The sequence below is a fragment of the Salmonella sp. NW645 genome, from assembly GCF_051703725.1.
Classification (GTDB): domain Bacteria; phylum Pseudomonadota; class Gammaproteobacteria; order Enterobacterales; family Enterobacteriaceae; genus Salmonella; species Salmonella enterica.
On the sequence record NZ_JAMMKR010000003.1, the window covers coordinates 188,962 to 207,792 of the forward strand.

The following is an 18,831-nucleotide window of genomic DNA, read 5'->3' on the forward strand; positions in this document are numbered from 1 at the left end:
AGCGCTTACTTACGCCGCCAGGTGGTGCCCTGCGGGCCATCTTCCAGAATAATACCCATTTCAGCGAGACGATCGCGCGCCGCGTCCGCCGCCGCCCAGTCTTTCGCTTTACGGGCATCCAGACGCTGTTGAATCAAGGCTTCAATTTCCGCAACTTCACCGTCATCCGCCTGCGCGCCGCTTTGCAGGAAAACATCCGGCTCCTGCTCCAGCAGTCCCAGCACGCCGGAAATCTTCCGCAGATGAGACGCCATCGCATTCGCGGCGGCCATATCTTCGCCCTTCAGACGGTTGACTTCACGCGCCATATCAAACAGGACGGAGTAGGCTTCCGGCGTATTGAAATCGTCATTCATCGCCTCCACGAAACGCGCTTCAAACGCCTCGCCGCCCGCCGGGGCCGCTGATTTATCCGTTCCACGCAATGCAGTGTATAGCCGCTCCAGCGAGGCGCGCGCCTGCTTGAGGTTCTCTTCGCTGTAGTTCAGTTGGCTACGGTAATGCCCGGACATCAGGAAGTAGCGCACGGTTTCCGCATCGTAGTATTTCAGCACGTCGCGCACGGTAAAGAAGTTGCCCAGCGATTTGGACATCTTCTCGCGATCCACCATCACCATACCGGAGTGCATCCAGTAGTTGACGTATTCGCCGTCATGCGCGCAGGTAGACTGGGCAATCTCGTTTTCATGGTGCGGGAACATCAGATCAGAACCGCCGCCGTGAATATCAAAATGGTTGCCCAACTGCTTGCAGTTCATTGCCGAACATTCAATGTGCCAGCCCGGACGCCCTTCGCCCCACGGCGACGGCCAGCTCGGCTCGCCCTCTTTCGACATTTTCCACAGCACGAAATCCATCGGGTTACGCTTCACATCAACGACATCCACGCGCGCGCCCGCCTGAAGCTGCTCAAGATCCTGACGGGAAAGCTGCCCATAAGTCGGATCGGTCGGTACATCGAACATCACATCGCCGTTATCCGCCACATAGGCGTGCCCTTTCTCGATTAAGGTGCGGGTGAGCTCGATAATTTCCTGAATATGGTGCGTCGCACGCGGCTCGCTGTCCGGACGCAGAATATTCAGCGCGTCAAAGTCCTGATGCATTTCCGCAATCATTCTGTCGACCAGCGCGACAAAACTTTCGCCATTTTCATTGGCGCGTTTAATAATTTTATCGTCGATATCGGTAATGTTACGCACATACTTCAGCTTATAACCGAGAAAACGCAAATAGCGCGCGACAACGTCAAAAGCGACAAACGTGCGTCCGTGGCCAATGTGGCAGAGATCGTAAACGGTGATACCACACACGTACATGCCGACTTCCCCGGCATGAATGGGTTTGAATTCCTCTTTTTGGCGCGTCAGTGTATTAAAAATTTTTAACATCGAAGATTCCGTATAGACGTGTGTGGGTAATAATCTCCGTATGATACATATTATTCGTAATCGAAGCAGCACACTTTGCAAGGTGATCGCAGCTTACGGTTATGCTATAACAAGCCCCTATATGTGCCCCATTGCGGGCTAAAGCACCACTCTCTTGGAACAGGATGCAAAAATGGTTACTTTCCACACTAATCACGGCGATATCGTAATCAAAACCTTTGATGATAAAGCGCCTGAAACAGTTAAAAACTTCCTGGACTACTGCCGCGAAGGTTTTTACAACAACACCATTTTCCACCGTGTGATTAACGGTTTTATGATTCAGGGCGGCGGCTTTGAGCCGGGCATGAAACAGAAAGCCACCAAAGAGGCGATCAAAAACGAAGCCAACAATGGTCTGAAAAATACCCGTGGTACGCTGGCAATGGCGCGTACTCAGGCGCCACACTCGGCTACCGCGCAATTCTTCATCAACGTGGCAGACAACGACTTCCTGAACTTCTCCGGCGAAAGTCTGCAAGGCTGGGGCTACTGCGTCTTTGCGGAAGTCGTAGAAGGTATGGACGTAGTAGATAAAATCAAAGGCGTCGCCACTGGGCGTAGCGGTATGCACCAGGACGTACCAAAAGAAGACGTCATCATTGAAAACGTGACCGTCAGCGAGTAATCGTGGCGACACTGTTTATTGCAGACTTGCATCTGCAAACGGAAGAACCGGCGATCGTCGCCGGTTTTCTGCGTTTTTTAGCCGTAGAAGCCCGTCAGGCCGACGCGCTGTATATTCTTGGCGATCTCTTCGAAGCCTGGATTGGCGACGACGACCCCAACCCGCTACATCGTGAAATGGCCGTTGCCATTAAATCGCTGGTTGATTCCGGCGTCCCCTGCTTCTTTATTCACGGTAACCGTGATTTCCTGATTGGCAAGCGATTTGCCCGCGAAAGCGGCATGATTCTACTGCCGCAGGAAAAGGTGCTCGACCTGTATGGCCGCAACGTGTTGATTATGCACGGCGATACGCTTTGTACCGATGATGCCGGATATCAGGCGTTTCGCGCCAAAGTCCATAATCCGTGGGTTCAACGACTATTCCTTACCCTGCCGCTGTTTATCCGCCGCCGTATCGCCGCCAGAATGCGCGCCGGCAGTAAAGCCGCCAACAGCAGCAAATCGCTGGATATTATGGACGTCAATGCGCAGACCGTCGTCGCCGAAATGGAAAAACACCGCGTACAGTGGCTGATTCACGGTCACACCCACCGCCCGGCAGTGCATGAACTTTCCGCCAACGACCAGCCCGCATTCCGCGTGGTGTTAGGCGCATGGCATCATGAAGGTTCAATGGTAAAAGTCACGCCGGACAACGTGGAGTTAATCGCCTTCCCCCTGTAAATGTTCGTCGAATCGTCCGTTACGGCGCACACGCAACCGTTTTCCTTGCCTGATTATCATGCTATTCTCTGACACCTCAAAAGCAGCGTGTCCCGCACCACAGGAGTTTTAAGACGCATGTCTTCCCGCAATAATCCGGCGCGTGTCGCCATCGTGATGGGGTCCAAAAGCGACTGGGCTACCATGCAATTCACCGCCGAAATTTTTGAAATTCTGGATGTCCCGCACCATGTAGAAGTGGTTTCCGCTCATCGCACCCCCGATAAGCTGTTCAGCTTCGCCGAAACGGCGGAAGAGAACGGATATCAAGTGATTATTGCCGGCGCGGGCGGCGCGGCGCACCTGCCGGGAATGATTGCGGCAAAAACGCTGGTCCCGGTACTCGGCGTGCCGGTACAAAGCGCTGCGCTAAGCGGCGTGGATAGCCTTTACTCCATTGTGCAGATGCCGCGCGGCATTCCGGTGGGTACACTGGCGATCGGTAAAGCCGGTGCCGCTAACGCCGCCCTGCTCGCCGCGCAGATTCTGGCGCAACACGACGCGGAACTGCATCAGCGCATCGCTGACTGGCGCAAAGCGCAAACCGATGAAGTTCTGGAAAACCCCGATCCGCGGGGGACGCTATGAAGCAAGTTTGCGTTCTCGGCAACGGACAACTGGGCCGAATGCTGCGCCAGGCGGGCGAACCGCTGGGTATCGCCGTCTGGCCGGTTGGTCTGGATGCAGAGCCTACTGCTGTTCCGGTACAGCAGAGCGTCATTACCGCAGAGATTGAGCGCTGGCCGGAAACCGCGCTTACCCGCGAGCTGGCACGCCACCCGGCATTCGTCAATCGCGATGTATTTCCGATCATCGCCGACCGTCTGACACAAAAACAGCTTTTCGATAAACTGGGACTCGCGACCGCGCCGTGGCAGCTGCTGACCAGCGCCGACGAGTGGTCCGGCATCTTTGACCGTCTGGGCGAACTGGCGATTATTAAGCGTCGCGTTGGCGGCTACGACGGTCGCGGGCAGTGGCGTCTACGCGCGGACGAAACCGGGCAACTGCCGGATGACTGCTATGGCGAATGTATTGTTGAGCGCGGCATCCATTTTTCCGGCGAAGTGTCGTTAGTCGGCGCGCGCGCTCATGACGGCAGTACCGTGTTTTACCCGCTGACGCACAATTTGCATCAGGACGGCATCTTGCGGACCAGCGTCGCGTTCCCACAGGCGAACGCCGAACAGCAGGAGCAGGCGGAATTAATGCTGTCAGCAATTATGCAGGCGCTGAACTACGTCGGCGTAATGGCGATGGAATGTTTTATCACGCCGGAAGGCCTGTTAATCAATGAACTGGCGCCGCGCGTGCATAACAGCGGACACTGGACGCAAAATGGCGCCAGCATCAGTCAGTTTGAATTGCATTTGCGCGCGATTACCGGCCTGCCGTTGCCCGCGCCAGTGATTAACGCCCCGTCGGTGATGATCAATCTGATCGGCAGCGAGCTGAATTACGACTGGCTGAAGCTGCCGCTGGTACATCTGCACTGGTATGATAAAGCGGTACGCCCGGGGCGAAAAGTCGGCCATCTGAATCTGACCGACAGCGATACGTCACGTCTTAGCGCCACCCTGGAAGCGCTCTCTCCGCTCCTGCCGGGCGAATACGCCAGCGGCATTATCTGGGCGCAAAGTAAGCTTAAATAACACATAAAATGCCGGGAGAATGATCTTCCCCTTTCCCGGCTCCTCCCTCAGCGCGTAAAATCTCGCTATTGCTGTTTTGTTTTTCGGGATTACACATGAACGATGGAACGGACTATCGCGCGCTCCTCCTTGCCGATACGCCTTTAATTGATGTACGCGCGCCGATTGAGTTTGAACAGGGCGCCATGCCGGGCGCCATCAACCTGCCATTGATGATGGACGACGAGCGAGCCGCCGTCGGCACCTGCTACAAACGTCAGGGCGCGGATGCGGCGTTAGCGTTGGGGCATCGGCTGGTTTGCGGCGACATTCGCCAGCAGCGGCTTGAGGCCTGGAAAGCCGCGTATCAACGTTTCCCCAATGGGTATCTGTGCTGCGCGCGCGGCGGTCAGCGGTCACATATCGTACAACGTTGGCTGCAAGAAACAGGGATTGACTGCCCGCTTATTGAAGGCGGCTATAAAGCGCTGCGTCAGACAGCAATTCAGGCGACCTGGCAACTGGCGCAAAAACCGATACTTTTAATTGGCGGCTGTACGGGCAGCGGCAAAACGCAACTGGTGCGACAACAGCCCAACGGCGTGGATCTGGAAGGTCTCGCGCGTCATCGCGGCTCCTCTTTTGGCCGCACGCTGAAACCCCAGCTCAGCCAGGCCAGTTTTGAAAACAAACTTGCCGTTGAATTGCTGAAAATTAACGCGCGTCAGACGCTAAAAAGGTGGGTACTGGAAGATGAAGGGCGAACGATCGGCGCCAACCATCTGCCTGAGTGTTTACGCGAAAGAATGGTGCAGGCCCCTATTGCGGTAGTGGAAGATCCGTTTTCGCTTCGTCTGGAACGACTGCGTGAAGAGTATTTCATCCGTATGCATCACGACTTCACCCACGCCTACGGCGATGAAGCCGGTTGGCAGGCGTATAGTGAATATCTTCATCATGGACTGTTCGCTATTCGCCGCCGTCTGGGGTTGCAACGCTTTGCCGAACTGACGGACACGCTGGATAGGGCGCTGGCGGAGCAATTATCCAGCGGCAGCACCGGCGGCCATATGGCATGGCTGGTTCCGCTACTTAACGAATATTACGACCCAATGTATCGCTATCAACTGGAGAAAAAAGCCGCGAATATCGTTTTTCGCGGCACATGGCAAGACGTTGCCAACTGGCTAAAAGCGCAATAGCTTATTTTTATTGCCGGCTGACGCTACATTGAGCCGGCTTAGTGTCTGTCGCGCTTGTCGGCACGTTTTGCCAGCCAGTCGCCCAGCATCTGAACGACCTGAACCAGCACAATCAGCGCCACTACGGTAACAACCATCACTTCGGTTTCGTAACGGTAGTAGCCATAGCGAATCGCCAGGTCGCCTACCCCGCCGCCGCCGACAATCCCGGCCATCGCCGAGTAGCCGATTAAGCTTACCAATGTAATCGTCAGGCCGCGCAGCAGCCCTGCGCTGGCTTCCGGCAACAGTACGGTACAGATAATACGCATCGGACTAGCGCCGAATGCCAGCGCCGCCTCAATAATCCCTTTATCAACTTCACGGAGCGCGCTATCTACCAGGCGTGCATAAAACGCGATTGCGGCCACCGACAGCGGGACGGAGGCTGCAATCGGGCCAATCGTATTACCCAGCAAAAGCTGCGTTAGCGGCAGTAACAGCACCAGTAAAATAACAAATGGCACCGAGCGGATAATATTCACCAGAACCGAGGCGACGAGATAAATAAAACGGTTCTGCCAGAACAGATGACGATCGGTGACAAAAATCAGAAAACCGAGCGGTAGACCGCCAAGAATCGCCAGCACCGTTGAAATACTCAACATCTGGAAAGTTTCATTGAACGCCAGCGTTAAATCCGGCAATAAATCATCCACGGATCACCTCCACCTGTGCGGTACGTTGACGGATATGCTCCACGGCGGCGGCCACCGCCGTTGGATTATGCGGCGCGGTTAATTGCACCACCAGAATGCCCAACGCGCGTTCGCCGATATATTCAATCTTGCCATGCAGGATATTGACCGCGACGCCAAACGTGATCGCCACCTCCGACAGTACCGGCTGCTCCGCCGAATCGCCGATAAACAAAATTTTCAGCAACTGCCCGGGCAGGTGTTCCCGTAAACGTTCCGGCAGGGTCAAATTAAGGGTATGAGACACCAGTTGCTGTGTGAAAGCGTGTTGCGGGTGGGCAAACACATCAAACACCTCGCCCGATTCCACAACCTTACCGCCCGACATCACCGCCACGCGATCGCAAATAGATTTGATCACGTTCATTTCATGGGTGATCAGCACAATAGTAATCCCGAGCTGTGCGTTGATCTGTCTGAGCAGGGCCAGAATCGTGGCGGAAGTTTCCAGATCCAGAGCGGAAGTCGGTTCGTCACATAGCAACACATCCGGATGGTTAGCGATGGCGCGGGCTATCCCCACCCGCTGTTTTTGCCCGCCGCTGAGCTGTACCGGAAAACGGTTCGCTTTATCGGCAAGGCCCACCAGCGTTAAAATTTCCGCCACCCGCGGCGCGATTTTGCTGCGTTCCCAGCCAGCCGCTTTCAGGCTAAACGCAACGTTTTGCGCCACTGTCCGGGTATGCATTAAGTTAAAATGCTGGAAAATCATACCAATACGCTGCCGCGCCTGGCGTAACGCTTTTCCGTCCAGCGCCGAGATTTCCACGCCGTTGACGTTGACGCGCCCCTGGCTGGGACGCGTTAAGGCGTTCAGGGTACGCAGCAGAGTGCTTTTTCCTGCGCCGCTGGTACCAACAATGCCAAAAATCTCGCCCGCGGCGATATGCAGGCTCACATCATCCACCGCGCGCGTGGGGGTACCGCGACCGGCGGTAAAATCGACGCAGACTTTTTCTATTTCAATCATATTCACCTCAGAAATTGGGGATGGCCACCGCTGCGATCAGGGTGTCGCGGTCATCCATTCCGGTTTCTGGAAGGCGCTATAAATATTCTTTGGATCGTCGATGACCGCGCGATAAGCCGGCGATTTCACCGCCTCGACAATATCTTTGGCAAACGGCTTATCGGCATCTTCACTGCGTACCGCAATGATATTTTTCAGATTCTCATCCAGGTGTTCCTGCTTAATCGCGCTGGAGAGATCGAGTCCTGCCGCCACCGCAAAGTTCCCGTTAACCAGCGCGCCGGTCACGCCATCCAGCGTGCGCGGTAGCTGTGCGGCTTCCAGCGGTTTGAAAACCAGTCCTTTTGGATTGCTGGCGATATCTCGTTCAGAGGCTTTGGTCGGATCGATATTGTCCTTAATCGTGATCAGCCCCAACGATTGCAGGAAGCGAAGGCCGCGCGCCAGGTTGGTCGGATCGTTGGAGAGGGTAATAATGTCCCCTTTTTTAAGCGCATCCAGACTGTTGATTTTACGTGAATAGAAGCCCATCCCGGCGGTCGGTACCACAATAAGTTTGCTGAGCTTCAACCCTTTGTCAGCGGTGAATTTGTCAAAATAGAGGGTATGTTGAAAGAGGTTGGCGTCAATGCTGCCGTTAGCTAACGCCATATTGGGCTGGACATAGTCGCTAAACTCGCGCACCACGACCTTATACCCTTTTTCTTTTAATGTCGGCGCAATCGCCTGCTTCACCATGTCGCCATACGGCCCTGGCGCGACGCCAAATACGATCGTTTGCGGGGAACTATCGGCATGGGCAAACTGTAATCCGCAGGCCAGTAATAGCGTGCTGGCCGCAATGCGTAAACTCTGACGCAATCCCATAATTTCTCCATTTTAAATAGTGTGATGCTGTGCCGGATGCCGTTCATGCGGCATCGTCTGTTTTGGCCCAAACGAAAGGCTATTTCTTAACATGACACAGATCACAGCCTGCTGTCCTTGAAATTATTTCATGATGTTTCCTGGTGTGTCGTTAAATGTACGAGGCAGGCGCTCAGGCGTGTGTCAGGCGGGAATGGCGTAAAGGGAAATGCCGGATAAGAGGTCTTAACGCCAACATCCGGCAGAGGAAAACGCTTTAGAAATCGTAACGCAGACGCACCAGGTTCATATCGCCCAGATTGTCAGTGCTGGAGGTGAAAACATGTTCATAATCAACGCGGAAACCATAATCTAGTTGGAAGGTGATCCCCACGCCGTTATCGGTGCGCAGATAGTCGCGGCCATTCACATATTCAATGCGGTCGCCCATAAAGTACGGTTGAATAGCTTTCACGGCATACTGACCAATCGGGAAAGCGTAACCGACAAAATATTCCAGACCCCACGCATCGCCGGCAAAGTAATCATTCACAGACACTTTTTTGGTCGTCATAAAGTTCTGATACCAACCGCCGCCTGCGGCGATAGTCCAGTTTTCCGGCGTCCAGCTTAACGCGGTACCGACAATATTTTGATCGTAAGTTTTATTGCCGTTGCCGCGCATCTCCGCACGGGTATAGTTCCATGCCGTCCCCCAGGTCAGATCGTCGGTGAGATGGTAATCCGCGCCTAAAGAACCGCCGCCTTTACGTTTGTAATTCAGGCCGTTATTGGCATTATAATCGTCGCTGAACAGATAAGACGCGTAGAGATCGACATTACCAATGCTTTTCTTATACTTCAATGATTTACGCGTGCGATAAGAACCATCGTAGTCGCCGTTAATCCCGTTGCCCGGCGCCTGACCTATCATGTCGTAATCCCAGATATCGGTTTTTGCGCCCACCACATCGTAATAAATGCTGTTCTGTTGACCGAAGGTCAGCGTTCCCCACGTCGCGCTCTTGAAGCCGGTATACAGCATACGGCGAGTGGTATCAGTCGCGCCCTTCGCATAATGGTTATCCCAGTCAAATACCGCAGGGATATTGACGCCCAGCTCGTAATAGCTAATCCAACTGATATCATCAAACAGATAGTAATCCGCGGCGAAGCGGAAACGCGTCCCGCCATCAAAACCATTACGTTTATAACCGTTCGCGCCGTCATTGCCGGTCATATTCTGGAACTGCGGACGAATACTCCCGCCAACGGTGAAATTGAGTCGGCTGAGTGGATTACCCGCCTGGGGATCTTGTTTTAAAACGGTGATTTCCGCCTGAGTAGCGAAAGGCATGAAAGCCACTGCCGCGCCGATCGATGCCGCCAACGCTGTTATTTTAATTGTCATTATATTTTCCTTGATAGATAGCCAATCCAAATCATTTAGCAGGCAAATAATAACTGTTATAAAACCTTACGTGTTGTGTATTTTTTAATGATTTGTGCTACTAAAAATCAAGGAGTTATCAATTTGTGCGACTAAAAAAGTACGCGCCGTTTTAAAAACCGGCGCGAAATTATTCACATCATGAATCATCCGCTAAACTGGCGGAATAGCGCTTTGCCTTTCAGCAAACGAACGCCAAGCCAGCCGCCGCATACGGAAAGCAGCAGCGCGCCGCAAAACGGCAGTACGCCCCATAAACGCCAGTCCGGCTCCCAGGGGAAATCAAAAACGTTGATTTGTAAGATCGCCAGCGCCGTTTCCGCGCCAATCGCGGCGACCAGCCCGGCAACTAATCCCAGCATGGCGAATTCGCACCAGAGTGTGGTACGCAACAGTTTCTTTCCGGCTCCTAACGTGCGCCACACCACCAGCTCCTGATGACGCTGACGCATCCCGACCTGCACCTGAGCCAGTAATAGCAACATGCCGCAGAGGGTGACTAGCACAACCATCACCTCCAGCGCCCGGCTGACCTGCTCCAGCACCTGTCCCACCTGTTTCAGGATCGCCCCGATATCTAACAGGCTGACGGTAGGAAACTCGCGGTTAAGCTGCGTTAACATGCCGTTGCCATTCTCCCAGCGAAAACTGGTCAACCAGCTTTGTGGTTGCCCGTCCAGCGCCCCGGAAGGAAAAATGAAGAAAAAGTTGGGACGCAGGCTTTCCCAGTCCACTTGACGCAGGCTGGTGACTTTAGCGCTAAATGCCTGGGTATCGCCCATAAAGGTTACGCTATCGCCGAGTTTGACGTTCAACCGCTTCGCCAGCCCCTCTTCCATAGAGACTTCGCCCGGTTTTGGCGGCCAGTGACCGGCGACCAGCGGATTATGCGCCGGGCGCGTATCCTGCCAGGTCAAATTCAGTTCACGGTTGAGCGACTCATCCTGCTGACCTTCCGTCGGATTACCATTTATCCTGGTTAACCGCGCCCGCACAATCGGATAAAACGTCTGCGGAATCACCTGATGTTCCGCCAAAAAGGCTTTCAGCGGCGCGACCTGCTCTGAAGCAATATTGATAAGGAAATAGTTCGGGCTTTCCGGCGGGAGCTGCTGTTGCCAGCGATCAAGGAGGTCGCCGCGCAGCACCAGCAAGAGCGCCAGCAGCATAAACGAAAGCGAAAACGCCGAAAGCTGACTCAACGTTGACCACGGCTGACGCAGAAGTCGGCTGACGGCCAGACGCAGCGGTAGCGACGTCAACGTCATGCCGCGCAGCACGTTAAGCAGCATCCAGCCCACCAGACCGCACAGCAGCGCCAGTATCACTGCACCCGCCAGAACCGCCCACAACAGCATACTTCCGCCCATCAATCCGGCGAGCAGCGCCACCACGACGGCGCAGGCGACAGGCAAATAAATTTTTAACGGCCAGACGCGAGCGACAACATCGCGGCGCAGCACCCGTAGCGGCTGGGTCGCCAGCAACAATCGATAAGGTCGTAAACCGACCAGCAGAGAGATGACCGTCATCGCACCCAGCGCCCACAGCCAGGGCCACAGGCTGGCGGGCGGCAAATCGGCGGGCAATACCGGTTTTAGCAGCACCAGCAATATGTTTTCAAACAGTAACCCAATCGCGCCTCCCGTGACGGCGGAAAGCCCCAGCACCATCAACCACTGTCCGATGATAAGTTTACGCAACTGGGCCCGGCCCGCGCCCAACGTTTTTAAAATCGCTACCAGATCGTAGCGGCTACGGCAGTAATGGCTCATCGCCACCGCGACGGCAGCTACCGCCAGCAGTAGCGTTAATAACGCCGAAAGCAGCAAAAACTGCTGCGAACGTTCGAGCGATTTCCCCAATGCCCCGTCATCCTGCTCCAGTCCGTACCAGCGATGTTCCGGTTTAAGCTGCGGTAACAGCCAGCTTTCATAGCCAGCAAGCTGTTGCGGCGTTCCGCCGAATTTATACCTCCACATCACGCGACTCCCCGGCTGTATCGCACCGGTTTTTGCCACATCGGCCATATTCATCATCAGACGCGGCGCCATCTGAAAAGGGTTAAACCCGGAATCCGGCTCCTGCACCACTTCACCGGCAATACGCAAGGTCACGTCGCCGACATCAATGGTATCGCCCGTTTTCAAATTAAGCAGCGCCATCAGACGCGGCGCCAGCAGTACGCTACCCGGCTGCGGTTTCACTCCGTCAGGACGGGTTTGCAATTCGCCGTACATCGGATAAACGCTATCTACCGCCTTCACGCTGGCCAGTTGCGGCGTATCGCCGGCAAACGTCATGGTCGCAAAGGTTAACTGCTCGCCCACGTTAAGACCGCGTTTACGCGCCTCTTCAAGCCAGGCTTTCGGTACCTCCCGCGAACTTTGCAGCGTCCGATCGCCTGCCATAAAATCGCGGCTTTGCTGACTTAACCCTTTTTCCATCCGGTCGCTGATACTGCCGAGCGCCAGTACGCAGGCCACCGCCAGGCTCAACGCCAGCCAGACAATAATCAGCGACGGCGAGCGCCATTCGCGCCAGAACCAGCGAGCTATCATGCCTCCTCCTGTAACTGACCGTTGACCAACCGCAGCCGCCGGTCGCAGCGCGCCGCCAGCGCCGGGTCGTGCGTCACCAGAATCAGCGTGGTGCCGTGTTCGCGGTTAAGCGAAAATAGCAGGTCGGCGATTTTATCTCCGGTCTGACGGTCAAGGTTGCCCGTCGGCTCATCGGCAAACAGCACATCAGGACGCCCGTTAAACGCGCGCGCCAGCGCTACGCGCTGCTGTTCGCCGCCAGAAAGCTGTGCCGGAAGGTGGTCAAGCCGTTTTCCCAGTCCCAGTTGTTCGAGCAGCGCTTTCGCCCCCGCCTTACTCTGACCGCTGTTTTCACCGCGTAGCAGGGCCGGTAGCTCAACGTTTTCCAGCGCGTTAAGCGTAGGAATAAGCATGAAGGATTGAAAAACAAAACCGACATGCTGAGCGCGAAGCTGCGCCCGCGCCTCTTCGTCCATCTGGTGAAGCGGTTTCCCGACCAGACTGACCTCTCCGCTACTGCCGTCATCCAGTCCGGCGAGAATCGCCAGCAGCGTAGATTTTCCCGATCCTGATTCGCCAATCAGCGCAATGGTTTCGCCGCGTTTGACAACCAGTTCAACTCCGGTAAGGATGGAAAGCTCATGCTCACCCTGACCGACGGACTTCCTGAGACGATGAACTTCAACACTGTTTTCCGCTGGCATTTGCCCTTCCTGTTTTTGATCCTGTTAACTTTCCGTGCCGCCGCCGCAGACACCTTATTAATTCTGGGCGATAGCCTCAGCGCCGGTTACCGTATGGCCGCCAGCGCGGCATGGCCGTCGCTCCTTAATGATAAATGGCAAAACAAAACGTCGGTCGTTAATGCCAGTATAAGCGGAGATACCTCGCAGCAGGGACTGGCGCGTTTGCCGGCACTGTTGCAACAGCATCACCCGCGCTGGGTAGTGGTGGAGCTTGGCGGCAACGATGGCCTACGCGGTTTTGCGCCTGCGCAAACCGAACAGACGCTACGTAAAATCATTCAGACGGTGAAAGCCGCCGATGCCCAACCGTTACTGATGCAAATTCATCTGCCCGCTAACTACGGTCGCCGTTATAATGAATCCTTTAGCGCCATTTATCCTAAGCTCGCCAAAGAGTTCGATATTCCTCTGTTACCGTTTTTTATGGAAGAGGTATATCTGAAACCGCAGTGGATGCAGGATGACGGCATTCATCCCAACCGCGACGCCCAGCCGTTTATTGCCGACTGGATGGCGAAGCAGTTGACCCCTTTTCTCTCCTGAATAATTCGAGTTGCATGAAGGCGGCACGTAAGAGAATGTCCAGGAGCATAGATACCTATGTGACTGGAGTAAACGAACGCACAGGCAACTTGAAGTATGACGGATATAGTTAACCACGACTCTTAAATCAACGGAGATCCTGACAGGTAAAGTTATGCAAAAATCGGTCTTAATAACAGGATGTTCCAGCGGAATCGGTCTGGACAGCGCGCTTGAACTTAAACGCCAGGGCTTTCAAATCCTGGCGGGCTGCCGCAAACCTGATGATGTCGCCCGGATGAACAGTATGGGATTTACCGGCGTGTTGATCGATCTCGACTCCCCTGAAAGCGTGGATCGTGCCGCCGATGAAGTGATCGCCCTGACCGATAATCGTCTGTATGGGATCTTTAACAATGCCGGCTACGGCGTGTATGGCCCCCTTTCCACCATCAGCCGTGAGCAGATGGAGCAACAGTTTTCCAGTAATTTCTTCGGCGCGCATCAGCTTACTATGCGCTTACTTCCCGCCATGTTGCCGCATGGCGAAGGACGCATTGTGATGACCTCATCGGTGATGGGGCTGATTTCCACCCCAGGGCGCGGCGCTTACGCCGCCAGCAAATATGCGCTCGAAGCCTGGTCTGACGCGCTACGTATGGAGCTACGGCACACAGGCATTAAAGTGAGTCTGATAGAACCGGGACCAATTCGTACCCGTTTTACGGATAACGTTAACCAGACGCAGCGTGATAAACCGGTAGAAAATCCCGGCATCGCCGCACGTTTCACCCGCGATCCTGACGCGGTAGTAGCGAAAGTGCGTCATGCTTTTGCAAGCGATAAACCCAGGCTGCGCTATCCCGTTACGCTGGTCACCTGGGCAGTGATGGCGCTGAAACGCCTATTGCCGGGCCGGATGCTGGATAAAATTTTACAAAGCTGAGTTGAAGCGCGCCCGTCAGCCCCCATGTAAACGTGACACAGACAAAAGAGAGCGACGCCATGTCCGTACAGAACATTGTCAATATTAATGAATCCAACCTGCAGCAGACCTTAGAGCAGTCCATGACCACGCCGGTACTGTTCTATTTCTGGTCTGAACGCAGCCAACACTGTCTGCAATTAACGCCAGTGCTGGAAAGTCTGGCTGCCCAGTACCACGGTCAGTTTATTCTGGCAAAGCTGGACTGCGACGCCGAACAGATGATCGCCGCTCAGTTTGGTCTGCGCGCCATCCCGACAGTCTATCTGTTCCAGAATGGCCAACCGGTCGATGGTTTCCAGGGACCGCAGCCGGAAGAGGCGATCCGCGCTCTGCTGGATAAAGTACTGCCGCGTGAAGAAGAGCTAAAAGCGCAACAAGCGATGCAGTTAATGCAGGAGGGCAACTATGTTGACGCGCTGCCGTTGCTCAAAGACGCCTGGCAGCTCTCTTCGCAGAACAGTGAGATTGGCCTGTTACTGGCGGAAGCGCAAATTGCGCTGAACCGCTCTGAAGAGGCCGAAGCGGTGTTAAAAACTATCCCGCTACAGGATCAGGATACCCGTTATCAGGGGCTGGTTGCGCAGATCGAACTGCTTAAACAGGCGGCGGATACGCCGGAAATTCAGCAACTTCAGCAGCAAGTCGCGGAGAATCCGCAGGATGCGGCTTTGGCAACGCAACTGGCGTTGCAGTTGCACCAGGTCGGACGTAATGAAGAAGCGCTGGAATTGCTGTTCAGCCATCTGAGAAAAGATCTTGCCGCCGCCGAGGGACAAACGCGCAAAACCTTCCAGGAGATCCTTGCCGCGCTCGGCACCGGCGACGCGCTGGCGTCGAAATACCGCCGCCAGTTGTACGCGCTACTGTATTAATCCTCTCTTGCCTGATGGCGCGCTTATCTGGCCTACCTGTCGTCCTCAGGCCGGATAAGGCGCTTGCGCCATCATCCGGCCACTATCATGATTTCTTGAGCGGCATCACTACCAACTGATGACGCGAATTATAGAACTTCCGGTAGGTTAAATAGCAGGCAATGATGGTAGACAGGCTGGCTGTCGACAACAGCATAAACGTTACCATAATTTGATATTTAATCGCTTTTACCGGATCGATCCCGGCAAAAATCAGCCCGGACATCATCCCCGGCAGGCTCACCAGCCCAACGGTCTTTGCCGAGTCGATCGTCGGGATAAGCGATGCGCGGATACTATCGCGGATAAGCCCGGCGGAGGCCATTTTCGGCGTTGCGCCCAAACTTAACTTTTCCTGGATTTGCTGCTGCTCGCTGTGAAAACGCAGCCCCAGTTGGTTGTAGCACAGTCCTACCGCCACCATCGCATTGCCGGCGACCATGCCAGCGATGGGAATCACCTGCATCGGCGCAAATTCAATCGAACCGGTAAGCATCAGTACCGTCAGCGTTAGTCCGGCGCCGACGGTGATGGCGATAAACGAGGAGAGAAATGCCTTATCGATATATTTACTGCGCTTTTGCGCGTTCCATGCGGCGTTAAAACAGATGAACAGCACCATCAGTAGCGTCAGGGCGGCATGATTAACGCCAAAGATGTATTTCAGTACATAGCCGACAATAATGAGCTGTATCACCGCCCGGCATACGCTCCACAGAATATCTTTTTCCAGCGCCAGCTTTTCCTTGTGACTGATGAGCATCGCGACCACCACCAGCAGCATCGATAACGCCAGCGAGGTATTGGTAATATTATGCTCGTTCATAACGCGCCTCCTGCATCTCTCCGGCAGATGGCGTTAACGTTATCACCTTATCCGCGTGTTGAATTTCATCTTTATCATGCGTTACCCACAAGACAGCGACCTGCTTATCGCGAACATAGCGATGAATAATATCATTCACATTCCGTTTGTTATGTTCATCCAGCGCGCTGGTTATTTCGTCGAGTAACAGTATTTTCGGCAGAAACTGTAGATTACGAATTAGAGCAATACGCTGTTTTTCCCCGCCGGAAAGTGCGGCAATCGGTTTTTGCAGAATCGTCTCCGGCAGTTCAAAACGCGCCAGATCGTCTGCGAAGGCTGTCGGCTGCGGGCGCTGATGGCGAATTTGCCAGGGAAAAATCAGGTTATCGTAAACCGTATCGCCAAATAGCGCTGGCGTCTGAGCGCAATAAGAAACCTGCTGGCGATAGGCTTCCGGACTCAGAGTAGTAATATCCTGCCCCTCAAAAAGAATCACGCCGATATCAGGGCTTATTAACGAGGCCACCATTTTCAACAACGTACTTTTTCCGCAGCCAGAAGGACCGGTAATTAACTTAAATTCGCCGCGTTGCAGCGTAAAACTGATGTTATTCACTATTTTTGTCGTCGCAGTCCGGTAACCGACCTGCTTTAACTCAAGCAACATGCTACGTTCTGTCATTTATTGCGCATCCGTTGTTCATATTTTTATAGCGATAGTGTATCCCTGTAATTAATAAGGGGGGAACATGCTTTACTGAATCAGGTATAATTCGCTTAATTCGTCAGCAAAATCGGTTTATGGACAACGCAACAGGAGGTTTAGCTATGCTCATTCTTATCCCTATTCTCATTTTCGTCGCGCTGGTGATCGTCGGCGCGGGCGTCAAAATCGTTCCGCAGGGATACCAGTGGACGGTGGAGCGCTTTGGACGTTACACCAAAACCCTGCAGCCGGGATTAAGCCTTGTTGTACCATTTATGGACAGAATTGGCCGCAAGATCAATATGATGGAGCAGGTGCTGGATATTCCGTCGCAGGAGGTGATCTCAAAAGATAACGCCAACGTCACTATCGATGCGGTCTGTTTTATTCAGGTTATCGATGCACCGCGCGCCGCTTATGAAGTCAGTAACCTGGAACTGGCGATCATTAACCTGACCATGACCAATATCCGTACGGTGCTCGGTTCGATGGAGCTGGATGAAATGCTCTCCCAGCGCGACAGCATCAACACGCGGCTGCTGCATATTGTCGATGAAGCCACCAATCCGTGGGGAATTAAAGTTACCCGTATCGAAATTCGCGATGTCCGCCCGCCCGCGGAATTGATCTCCTCGATGAACGCCCAGATGAAAGCGGAACGTACCAAACGCGCCTATATCCTTGAGGCCGAAGGGGTACGTCAGGCGGAAATACTGAAAGCCGAGGGGGAAAAACAGTCGCAGATTCTGAAAGCCGAAGGCGAACGTCAGTCCGCTTTCCTGCAGGCGGAAGCCCGCGAACGTTCCGCCGAAGCGGAAGCCCGCGCTACGCAGATGGTGTCTGAAGCCATCGCCGCCGGGGATATTCAGGCGATAAACTACTTCGTGGCGCAGAAATACACCGAAGCGTTACAGCAAATCGGCTCGGCGAATAACAGCAAAGTGGTCATGATGCCGCTGGATGCCAGCAGTCTGATGGGCGCTATCGCCGGGATCAGCGAGCTGGTTAAGGACAGCGCCAGCGAACGGAAAAAAGCATGATAGCGATGATTCTGGTGCATCCGCATATCTTCTGGCTTAGCCTCGGCGGCCTGTTGTTGGCTGCGGAAATGCTCGGCGGTAACGGCTATTTGCTGTGGAGCGGCGTGGCGGCAGTGATTACCGGCTTAACCGTCTGGCTCTTACCGCTCGGCTGGGAATGGCAGGGCGTGCTGTTTGCGGCCTTAACGTTACTGGCGGCCTGGCTTTGGTGGCGCTGGCTGGCGCGTCGCGTGCGGGAACAAAAGCCGACCGACAGCCGCCTTAACCAACGCGGACAACAACTGGTAGGCCGCCGGTTTATGCTTGATGCCGCGTTAGTGAACGGACGGGGTCATATGCGTGTCGGCGACAGCTCGTGGCCGGTATGCGCTGACGAAGACCTGCGCGCAGGTACGCATGTCGAAGTGATCGCCGTGGAAGGCATCACCCTACGCATTCGCGCCGTTTAATCAACGTGGCTTTTGCGCCTTGTGATGACAGCAGCCGGAAAGATTATCAATAATCGGGCAGTCGGCGCTGTCATCGCCGGGACAACTCTCCGCCAGCGCCAGCAATTGATCGCGCATTGATTGCAGCTCGCTGATATGGCGCTCGATCTCCGCGACCTTTTCCAGCGTCCGCTTTTTCACATCTGCGCTATGGCGTCGCGGATCGTTAAACAGATTGACCAGTTCGCCACACTCTTCCAGATTAAACCCCACCTGCCTCGCCTGTCGCAGCAACGTCAGCTCGTTTAAATGCTTCTGCGTGTAGGTGCGATAACCATTTTCGCTACGTAATGGCGGCGTCACCAGCCCTTTCTCTTCATAAAACCGAATGGCTTTGCTGGTTAAACCGGTTTTTTTCGCCACATCGCTAATATTCATATTTCCCCCTTGACCTTAACCTTGCTGGAAGGTTTAACCTTTATCA

Annotated in this window: 20 protein-coding genes; 10 read left to right on the forward strand and 10 right to left on the reverse strand. The window is 54.3% G+C overall.

The genetic code is table 11. The annotated features are described in order from the left end of the window. Nucleotides 1-5: 5 nt before the first annotated feature. Nucleotides 6-1,391: a cysteine--tRNA ligase gene (gene cysS, locus NA389_RS08110; protein WP_000912375.1), complete on the reverse strand. Its 1,386-nt coding sequence runs from the start codon at nucleotides 1,389-1,391 to the stop codon at nucleotides 6-8. A 172-nt stretch (nucleotides 1,392-1,563) separates the two neighbouring features. Here cysS and ppiB point away from each other — a divergent pair, with 172 nt between their 5' ends. The 5 genes from ppiB (at nucleotide 1,564) to mnmH (ending at nucleotide 5,655) form a co-directional block, all read left to right on the forward strand. Then, nucleotides 1,564-2,058, forward strand: coding sequence for a peptidylprolyl isomerase B (ppiB, locus tag NA389_RS08115; RefSeq protein ID WP_000255991.1), 495 nt, complete (start codon nucleotides 1,564-1,566; stop codon nucleotides 2,056-2,058). A 2-nt stretch (nucleotides 2,059-2,060) separates the two neighbouring features. Beyond that, nucleotides 2,061-2,783: a UDP-2,3-diacylglucosamine diphosphatase gene (lpxH, locus tag NA389_RS08120; protein WP_000212284.1), complete on the forward strand. Its 723-nt coding sequence runs from the start codon at nucleotides 2,061-2,063 to the stop codon at nucleotides 2,781-2,783. 117 nt (nucleotides 2,784-2,900) lie between these two features. After that, nucleotides 2,901-3,410 carry a 5-(carboxyamino)imidazole ribonucleotide mutase gene (purE, locus tag NA389_RS08125; RefSeq protein WP_000098742.1) on the forward strand — a complete coding sequence of 170 codons (510 nt, stop codon included), beginning with the start codon at nucleotides 2,901-2,903 and terminating at the stop codon, nucleotides 3,408-3,410. After that, on the forward strand, nucleotides 3,407-4,474 hold the full coding sequence (purK, locus tag NA389_RS08130) for a 5-(carboxyamino)imidazole ribonucleotide synthase (RefSeq protein WP_000815600.1): 1,068 nt from the start codon (nucleotides 3,407-3,409) through the stop codon (nucleotides 4,472-4,474). The genes purE and purK overlap by 4 nt, the downstream gene beginning before the upstream one ends. 95 nt (nucleotides 4,475-4,569) lie before the next feature. Beyond that, a complete protein-coding gene (mnmH, locus tag NA389_RS08135) occupies nucleotides 4,570-5,655 on the forward strand; it encodes a tRNA 2-selenouridine(34) synthase MnmH (RefSeq protein WP_000997744.1) in 1,086 nt (361 codons plus the stop codon). A 38-nt stretch (nucleotides 5,656-5,693) separates the two neighbouring features. On the opposite strand, the gene NA389_RS08140 is transcribed toward mnmH, so the two are convergent. The 6 genes from NA389_RS08140 to ybbA form a co-directional block, all read right to left on the reverse strand. Further along, a complete protein-coding gene (locus NA389_RS08140; RefSeq protein WP_000342247.1) occupies nucleotides 5,694-6,353 on the reverse strand; it encodes a methionine ABC transporter permease in 660 nt (219 codons plus the stop codon). Then, nucleotides 6,346-7,362 (reverse strand): virulence-associated ABC transporter ATP-binding protein SfbB, encoded by a 1,017-nt coding sequence (sfbB, locus tag NA389_RS08145; protein ID WP_000569662.1) that lies wholly within the window; start codon nucleotides 7,360-7,362, stop codon nucleotides 6,346-6,348. The genes NA389_RS08140 and sfbB overlap by 8 nt, the downstream gene beginning before the upstream one ends. Before the next feature lie 36 nt (nucleotides 7,363-7,398). Beyond that, complete coding sequence (locus tag NA389_RS08150) at nucleotides 7,399-8,229, reverse strand: MetQ/NlpA family ABC transporter substrate-binding protein (RefSeq protein ID WP_000524317.1); 831 nt, start codon at nucleotides 8,227-8,229, stop codon at nucleotides 7,399-7,401. Between the two features lie 256 nt (nucleotides 8,230-8,485). After that, nucleotides 8,486-9,619: a porin gene (locus NA389_RS08155; protein ID WP_000152866.1), complete on the reverse strand. Its 1,134-nt coding sequence runs from the start codon at nucleotides 9,617-9,619 to the stop codon at nucleotides 8,486-8,488. 185 nt (nucleotides 9,620-9,804) lie between these two features. Then, nucleotides 9,805-12,219 (reverse strand): putative ABC transporter permease subunit YbbP, encoded by a 2,415-nt coding sequence (gene ybbP / locus NA389_RS08160; RefSeq protein ID WP_000561754.1) that lies wholly within the window; start codon nucleotides 12,217-12,219, stop codon nucleotides 9,805-9,807. Beyond that, a complete protein-coding gene (gene ybbA / locus NA389_RS08165) occupies nucleotides 12,216-12,902 on the reverse strand; it encodes a putative ABC transporter ATP-binding protein YbbA (protein WP_001110598.1) in 687 nt (228 codons plus the stop codon). Before ybbA ends, ybbP begins: the two co-directional genes overlap by 4 nt. On the opposite strand from ybbA, the gene tesA reads away from it, so the two are divergent. The 3 genes from tesA (at nucleotide 12,873) to cnoX (ending at nucleotide 15,326) form a co-directional block, all read left to right on the forward strand. Beyond that, entirely contained in the window at nucleotides 12,873-13,487 is a 615-nt protein-coding gene (gene tesA, locus NA389_RS08170; RefSeq protein WP_001010574.1) for a multifunctional acyl-CoA thioesterase I/protease I/lysophospholipase L1, read from the forward strand. The genes ybbA and tesA overlap by 30 nt on opposite strands. A gap of 154 nt (nucleotides 13,488-13,641) precedes the next feature. Continuing rightward, nucleotides 13,642-14,412 (forward strand): SDR family oxidoreductase, encoded by a 771-nt coding sequence (locus tag NA389_RS08175; protein ID WP_001172804.1) that lies wholly within the window; start codon nucleotides 13,642-13,644, stop codon nucleotides 14,410-14,412. Between the two features lie 59 nt (nucleotides 14,413-14,471). Continuing rightward, nucleotides 14,472-15,326, forward strand: a complete 855-nt coding sequence (gene cnoX / locus NA389_RS08180; protein ID WP_000116066.1) for a chaperedoxin — start codon at nucleotides 14,472-14,474, stop codon at nucleotides 15,324-15,326. Between the two features lie 85 nt (nucleotides 15,327-15,411). Here the strand turns inward: cnoX and fetB are convergent, their stop codons facing one another. Both fetB and fetA read right to left on the reverse strand, forming a co-directional pair. Then, nucleotides 15,412-16,191, reverse strand: a complete 780-nt coding sequence (gene fetB / locus NA389_RS08185; protein WP_001002123.1) for an iron efflux ABC transporter permease subunit FetB — start codon at nucleotides 16,189-16,191, stop codon at nucleotides 15,412-15,414. Beyond that, entirely contained in the window at nucleotides 16,178-16,855 is a 678-nt protein-coding gene (gene fetA, locus NA389_RS08190) for an iron efflux ABC transporter ATP-binding subunit FetA (RefSeq protein ID WP_000140192.1), read from the reverse strand. The genes fetB and fetA overlap by 14 nt, the downstream gene beginning before the upstream one ends. Nucleotides 16,856-17,001: 146 nt before the next feature. Between fetA and NA389_RS08195 the strand changes: the two genes are divergently transcribed. Both NA389_RS08195 and NA389_RS08200 read left to right on the forward strand, forming a co-directional pair. Further along, nucleotides 17,002-17,919: an SPFH domain-containing protein gene (locus tag NA389_RS08195; protein WP_000906146.1), complete on the forward strand. Its 918-nt coding sequence runs from the start codon at nucleotides 17,002-17,004 to the stop codon at nucleotides 17,917-17,919. Further along, nucleotides 17,916-18,368, forward strand: coding sequence for an NfeD family protein (locus NA389_RS08200; RefSeq protein ID WP_000561177.1), 453 nt, complete (start codon nucleotides 17,916-17,918; stop codon nucleotides 18,366-18,368). The genes NA389_RS08195 and NA389_RS08200 overlap by 4 nt, the downstream gene beginning before the upstream one ends. Here the strand turns inward: NA389_RS08200 and cueR are convergent, their stop codons facing one another. Then, complete coding sequence (cueR, locus tag NA389_RS08205) at nucleotides 18,369-18,785, reverse strand: Cu(I)-responsive transcriptional regulator (RefSeq protein ID WP_001026760.1); 417 nt, start codon at nucleotides 18,783-18,785, stop codon at nucleotides 18,369-18,371. Nucleotides 18,786-18,831 lie beyond the last annotated feature (46 nt).

What these genes read in the sequence shown, in the direction of transcription:
- cysS (WP_000912375.1), bottom strand. Translation starts at nt 1,391, where the DNA reads ATGTTAAAAATTTTTAATACACTGACGCGCCAAAAAGAGGAATTCAAA.
- ppiB (WP_000255991.1), top strand. Translation starts at nt 1,564, where the DNA reads ATGGTTACTTTCCACACTAATCACGGCGATATCGTAATCAAAACCTTT.
- purE (WP_000098742.1), top strand. Translation starts at nt 2,901, where the DNA reads ATGTCTTCCCGCAATAATCCGGCGCGTGTCGCCATCGTGATGGGGTCC.
- purK (WP_000815600.1), top strand. Translation starts at nt 3,407, where the DNA reads ATGAAGCAAGTTTGCGTTCTCGGCAACGGACAACTGGGCCGAATGCTG.
- mnmH (WP_000997744.1), top strand. Translation starts at nt 4,570, where the DNA reads ATGAACGATGGAACGGACTATCGCGCGCTCCTCCTTGCCGATACGCCT.
- sfbB (WP_000569662.1), bottom strand. Translation starts at nt 7,362, where the DNA reads ATGATTGAAATAGAAAAAGTCTGCGTCGATTTTACCGCCGGTCGCGGT.
- NA389_RS08150 (WP_000524317.1), bottom strand. Translation starts at nt 8,229, where the DNA reads ATGGGATTGCGTCAGAGTTTACGCATTGCGGCCAGCACGCTATTACTG.
- NA389_RS08155 (WP_000152866.1), bottom strand. Translation starts at nt 9,619, where the DNA reads ATGACAATTAAAATAACAGCGTTGGCGGCATCGATCGGCGCGGCAGTG.
- ybbP (WP_000561754.1), bottom strand. Translation starts at nt 12,219, where the DNA reads ATGATAGCTCGCTGGTTCTGGCGCGAATGGCGCTCGCCGTCGCTGATT.
- tesA (WP_001010574.1), top strand. Translation starts at nt 12,873, where the DNA reads ATGAACTTCAACACTGTTTTCCGCTGGCATTTGCCCTTCCTGTTTTTG.
- ybbA (WP_001110598.1), bottom strand. Translation starts at nt 12,902, where the DNA reads ATGCCAGCGGAAAACAGTGTTGAAGTTCATCGTCTCAGGAAGTCCGTC.
- NA389_RS08175 (WP_001172804.1), top strand. Translation starts at nt 13,642, where the DNA reads ATGCAAAAATCGGTCTTAATAACAGGATGTTCCAGCGGAATCGGTCTG.
- cnoX (WP_000116066.1), top strand. Translation starts at nt 14,472, where the DNA reads ATGTCCGTACAGAACATTGTCAATATTAATGAATCCAACCTGCAGCAG.
- fetB (WP_001002123.1), bottom strand. Translation starts at nt 16,191, where the DNA reads ATGAACGAGCATAATATTACCAATACCTCGCTGGCGTTATCGATGCTG.
- fetA (WP_000140192.1), bottom strand. Translation starts at nt 16,855, where the DNA reads ATGACAGAACGTAGCATGTTGCTTGAGTTAAAGCAGGTCGGTTACCGG.
- NA389_RS08195 (WP_000906146.1), top strand. Translation starts at nt 17,002, where the DNA reads ATGCTCATTCTTATCCCTATTCTCATTTTCGTCGCGCTGGTGATCGTC.
- NA389_RS08200 (WP_000561177.1), top strand. Translation starts at nt 17,916, where the DNA reads ATGATAGCGATGATTCTGGTGCATCCGCATATCTTCTGGCTTAGCCTC.
- cueR (WP_001026760.1), bottom strand. Translation starts at nt 18,785, where the DNA reads ATGAATATTAGCGATGTGGCGAAAAAAACCGGTTTAACCAGCAAAGCC.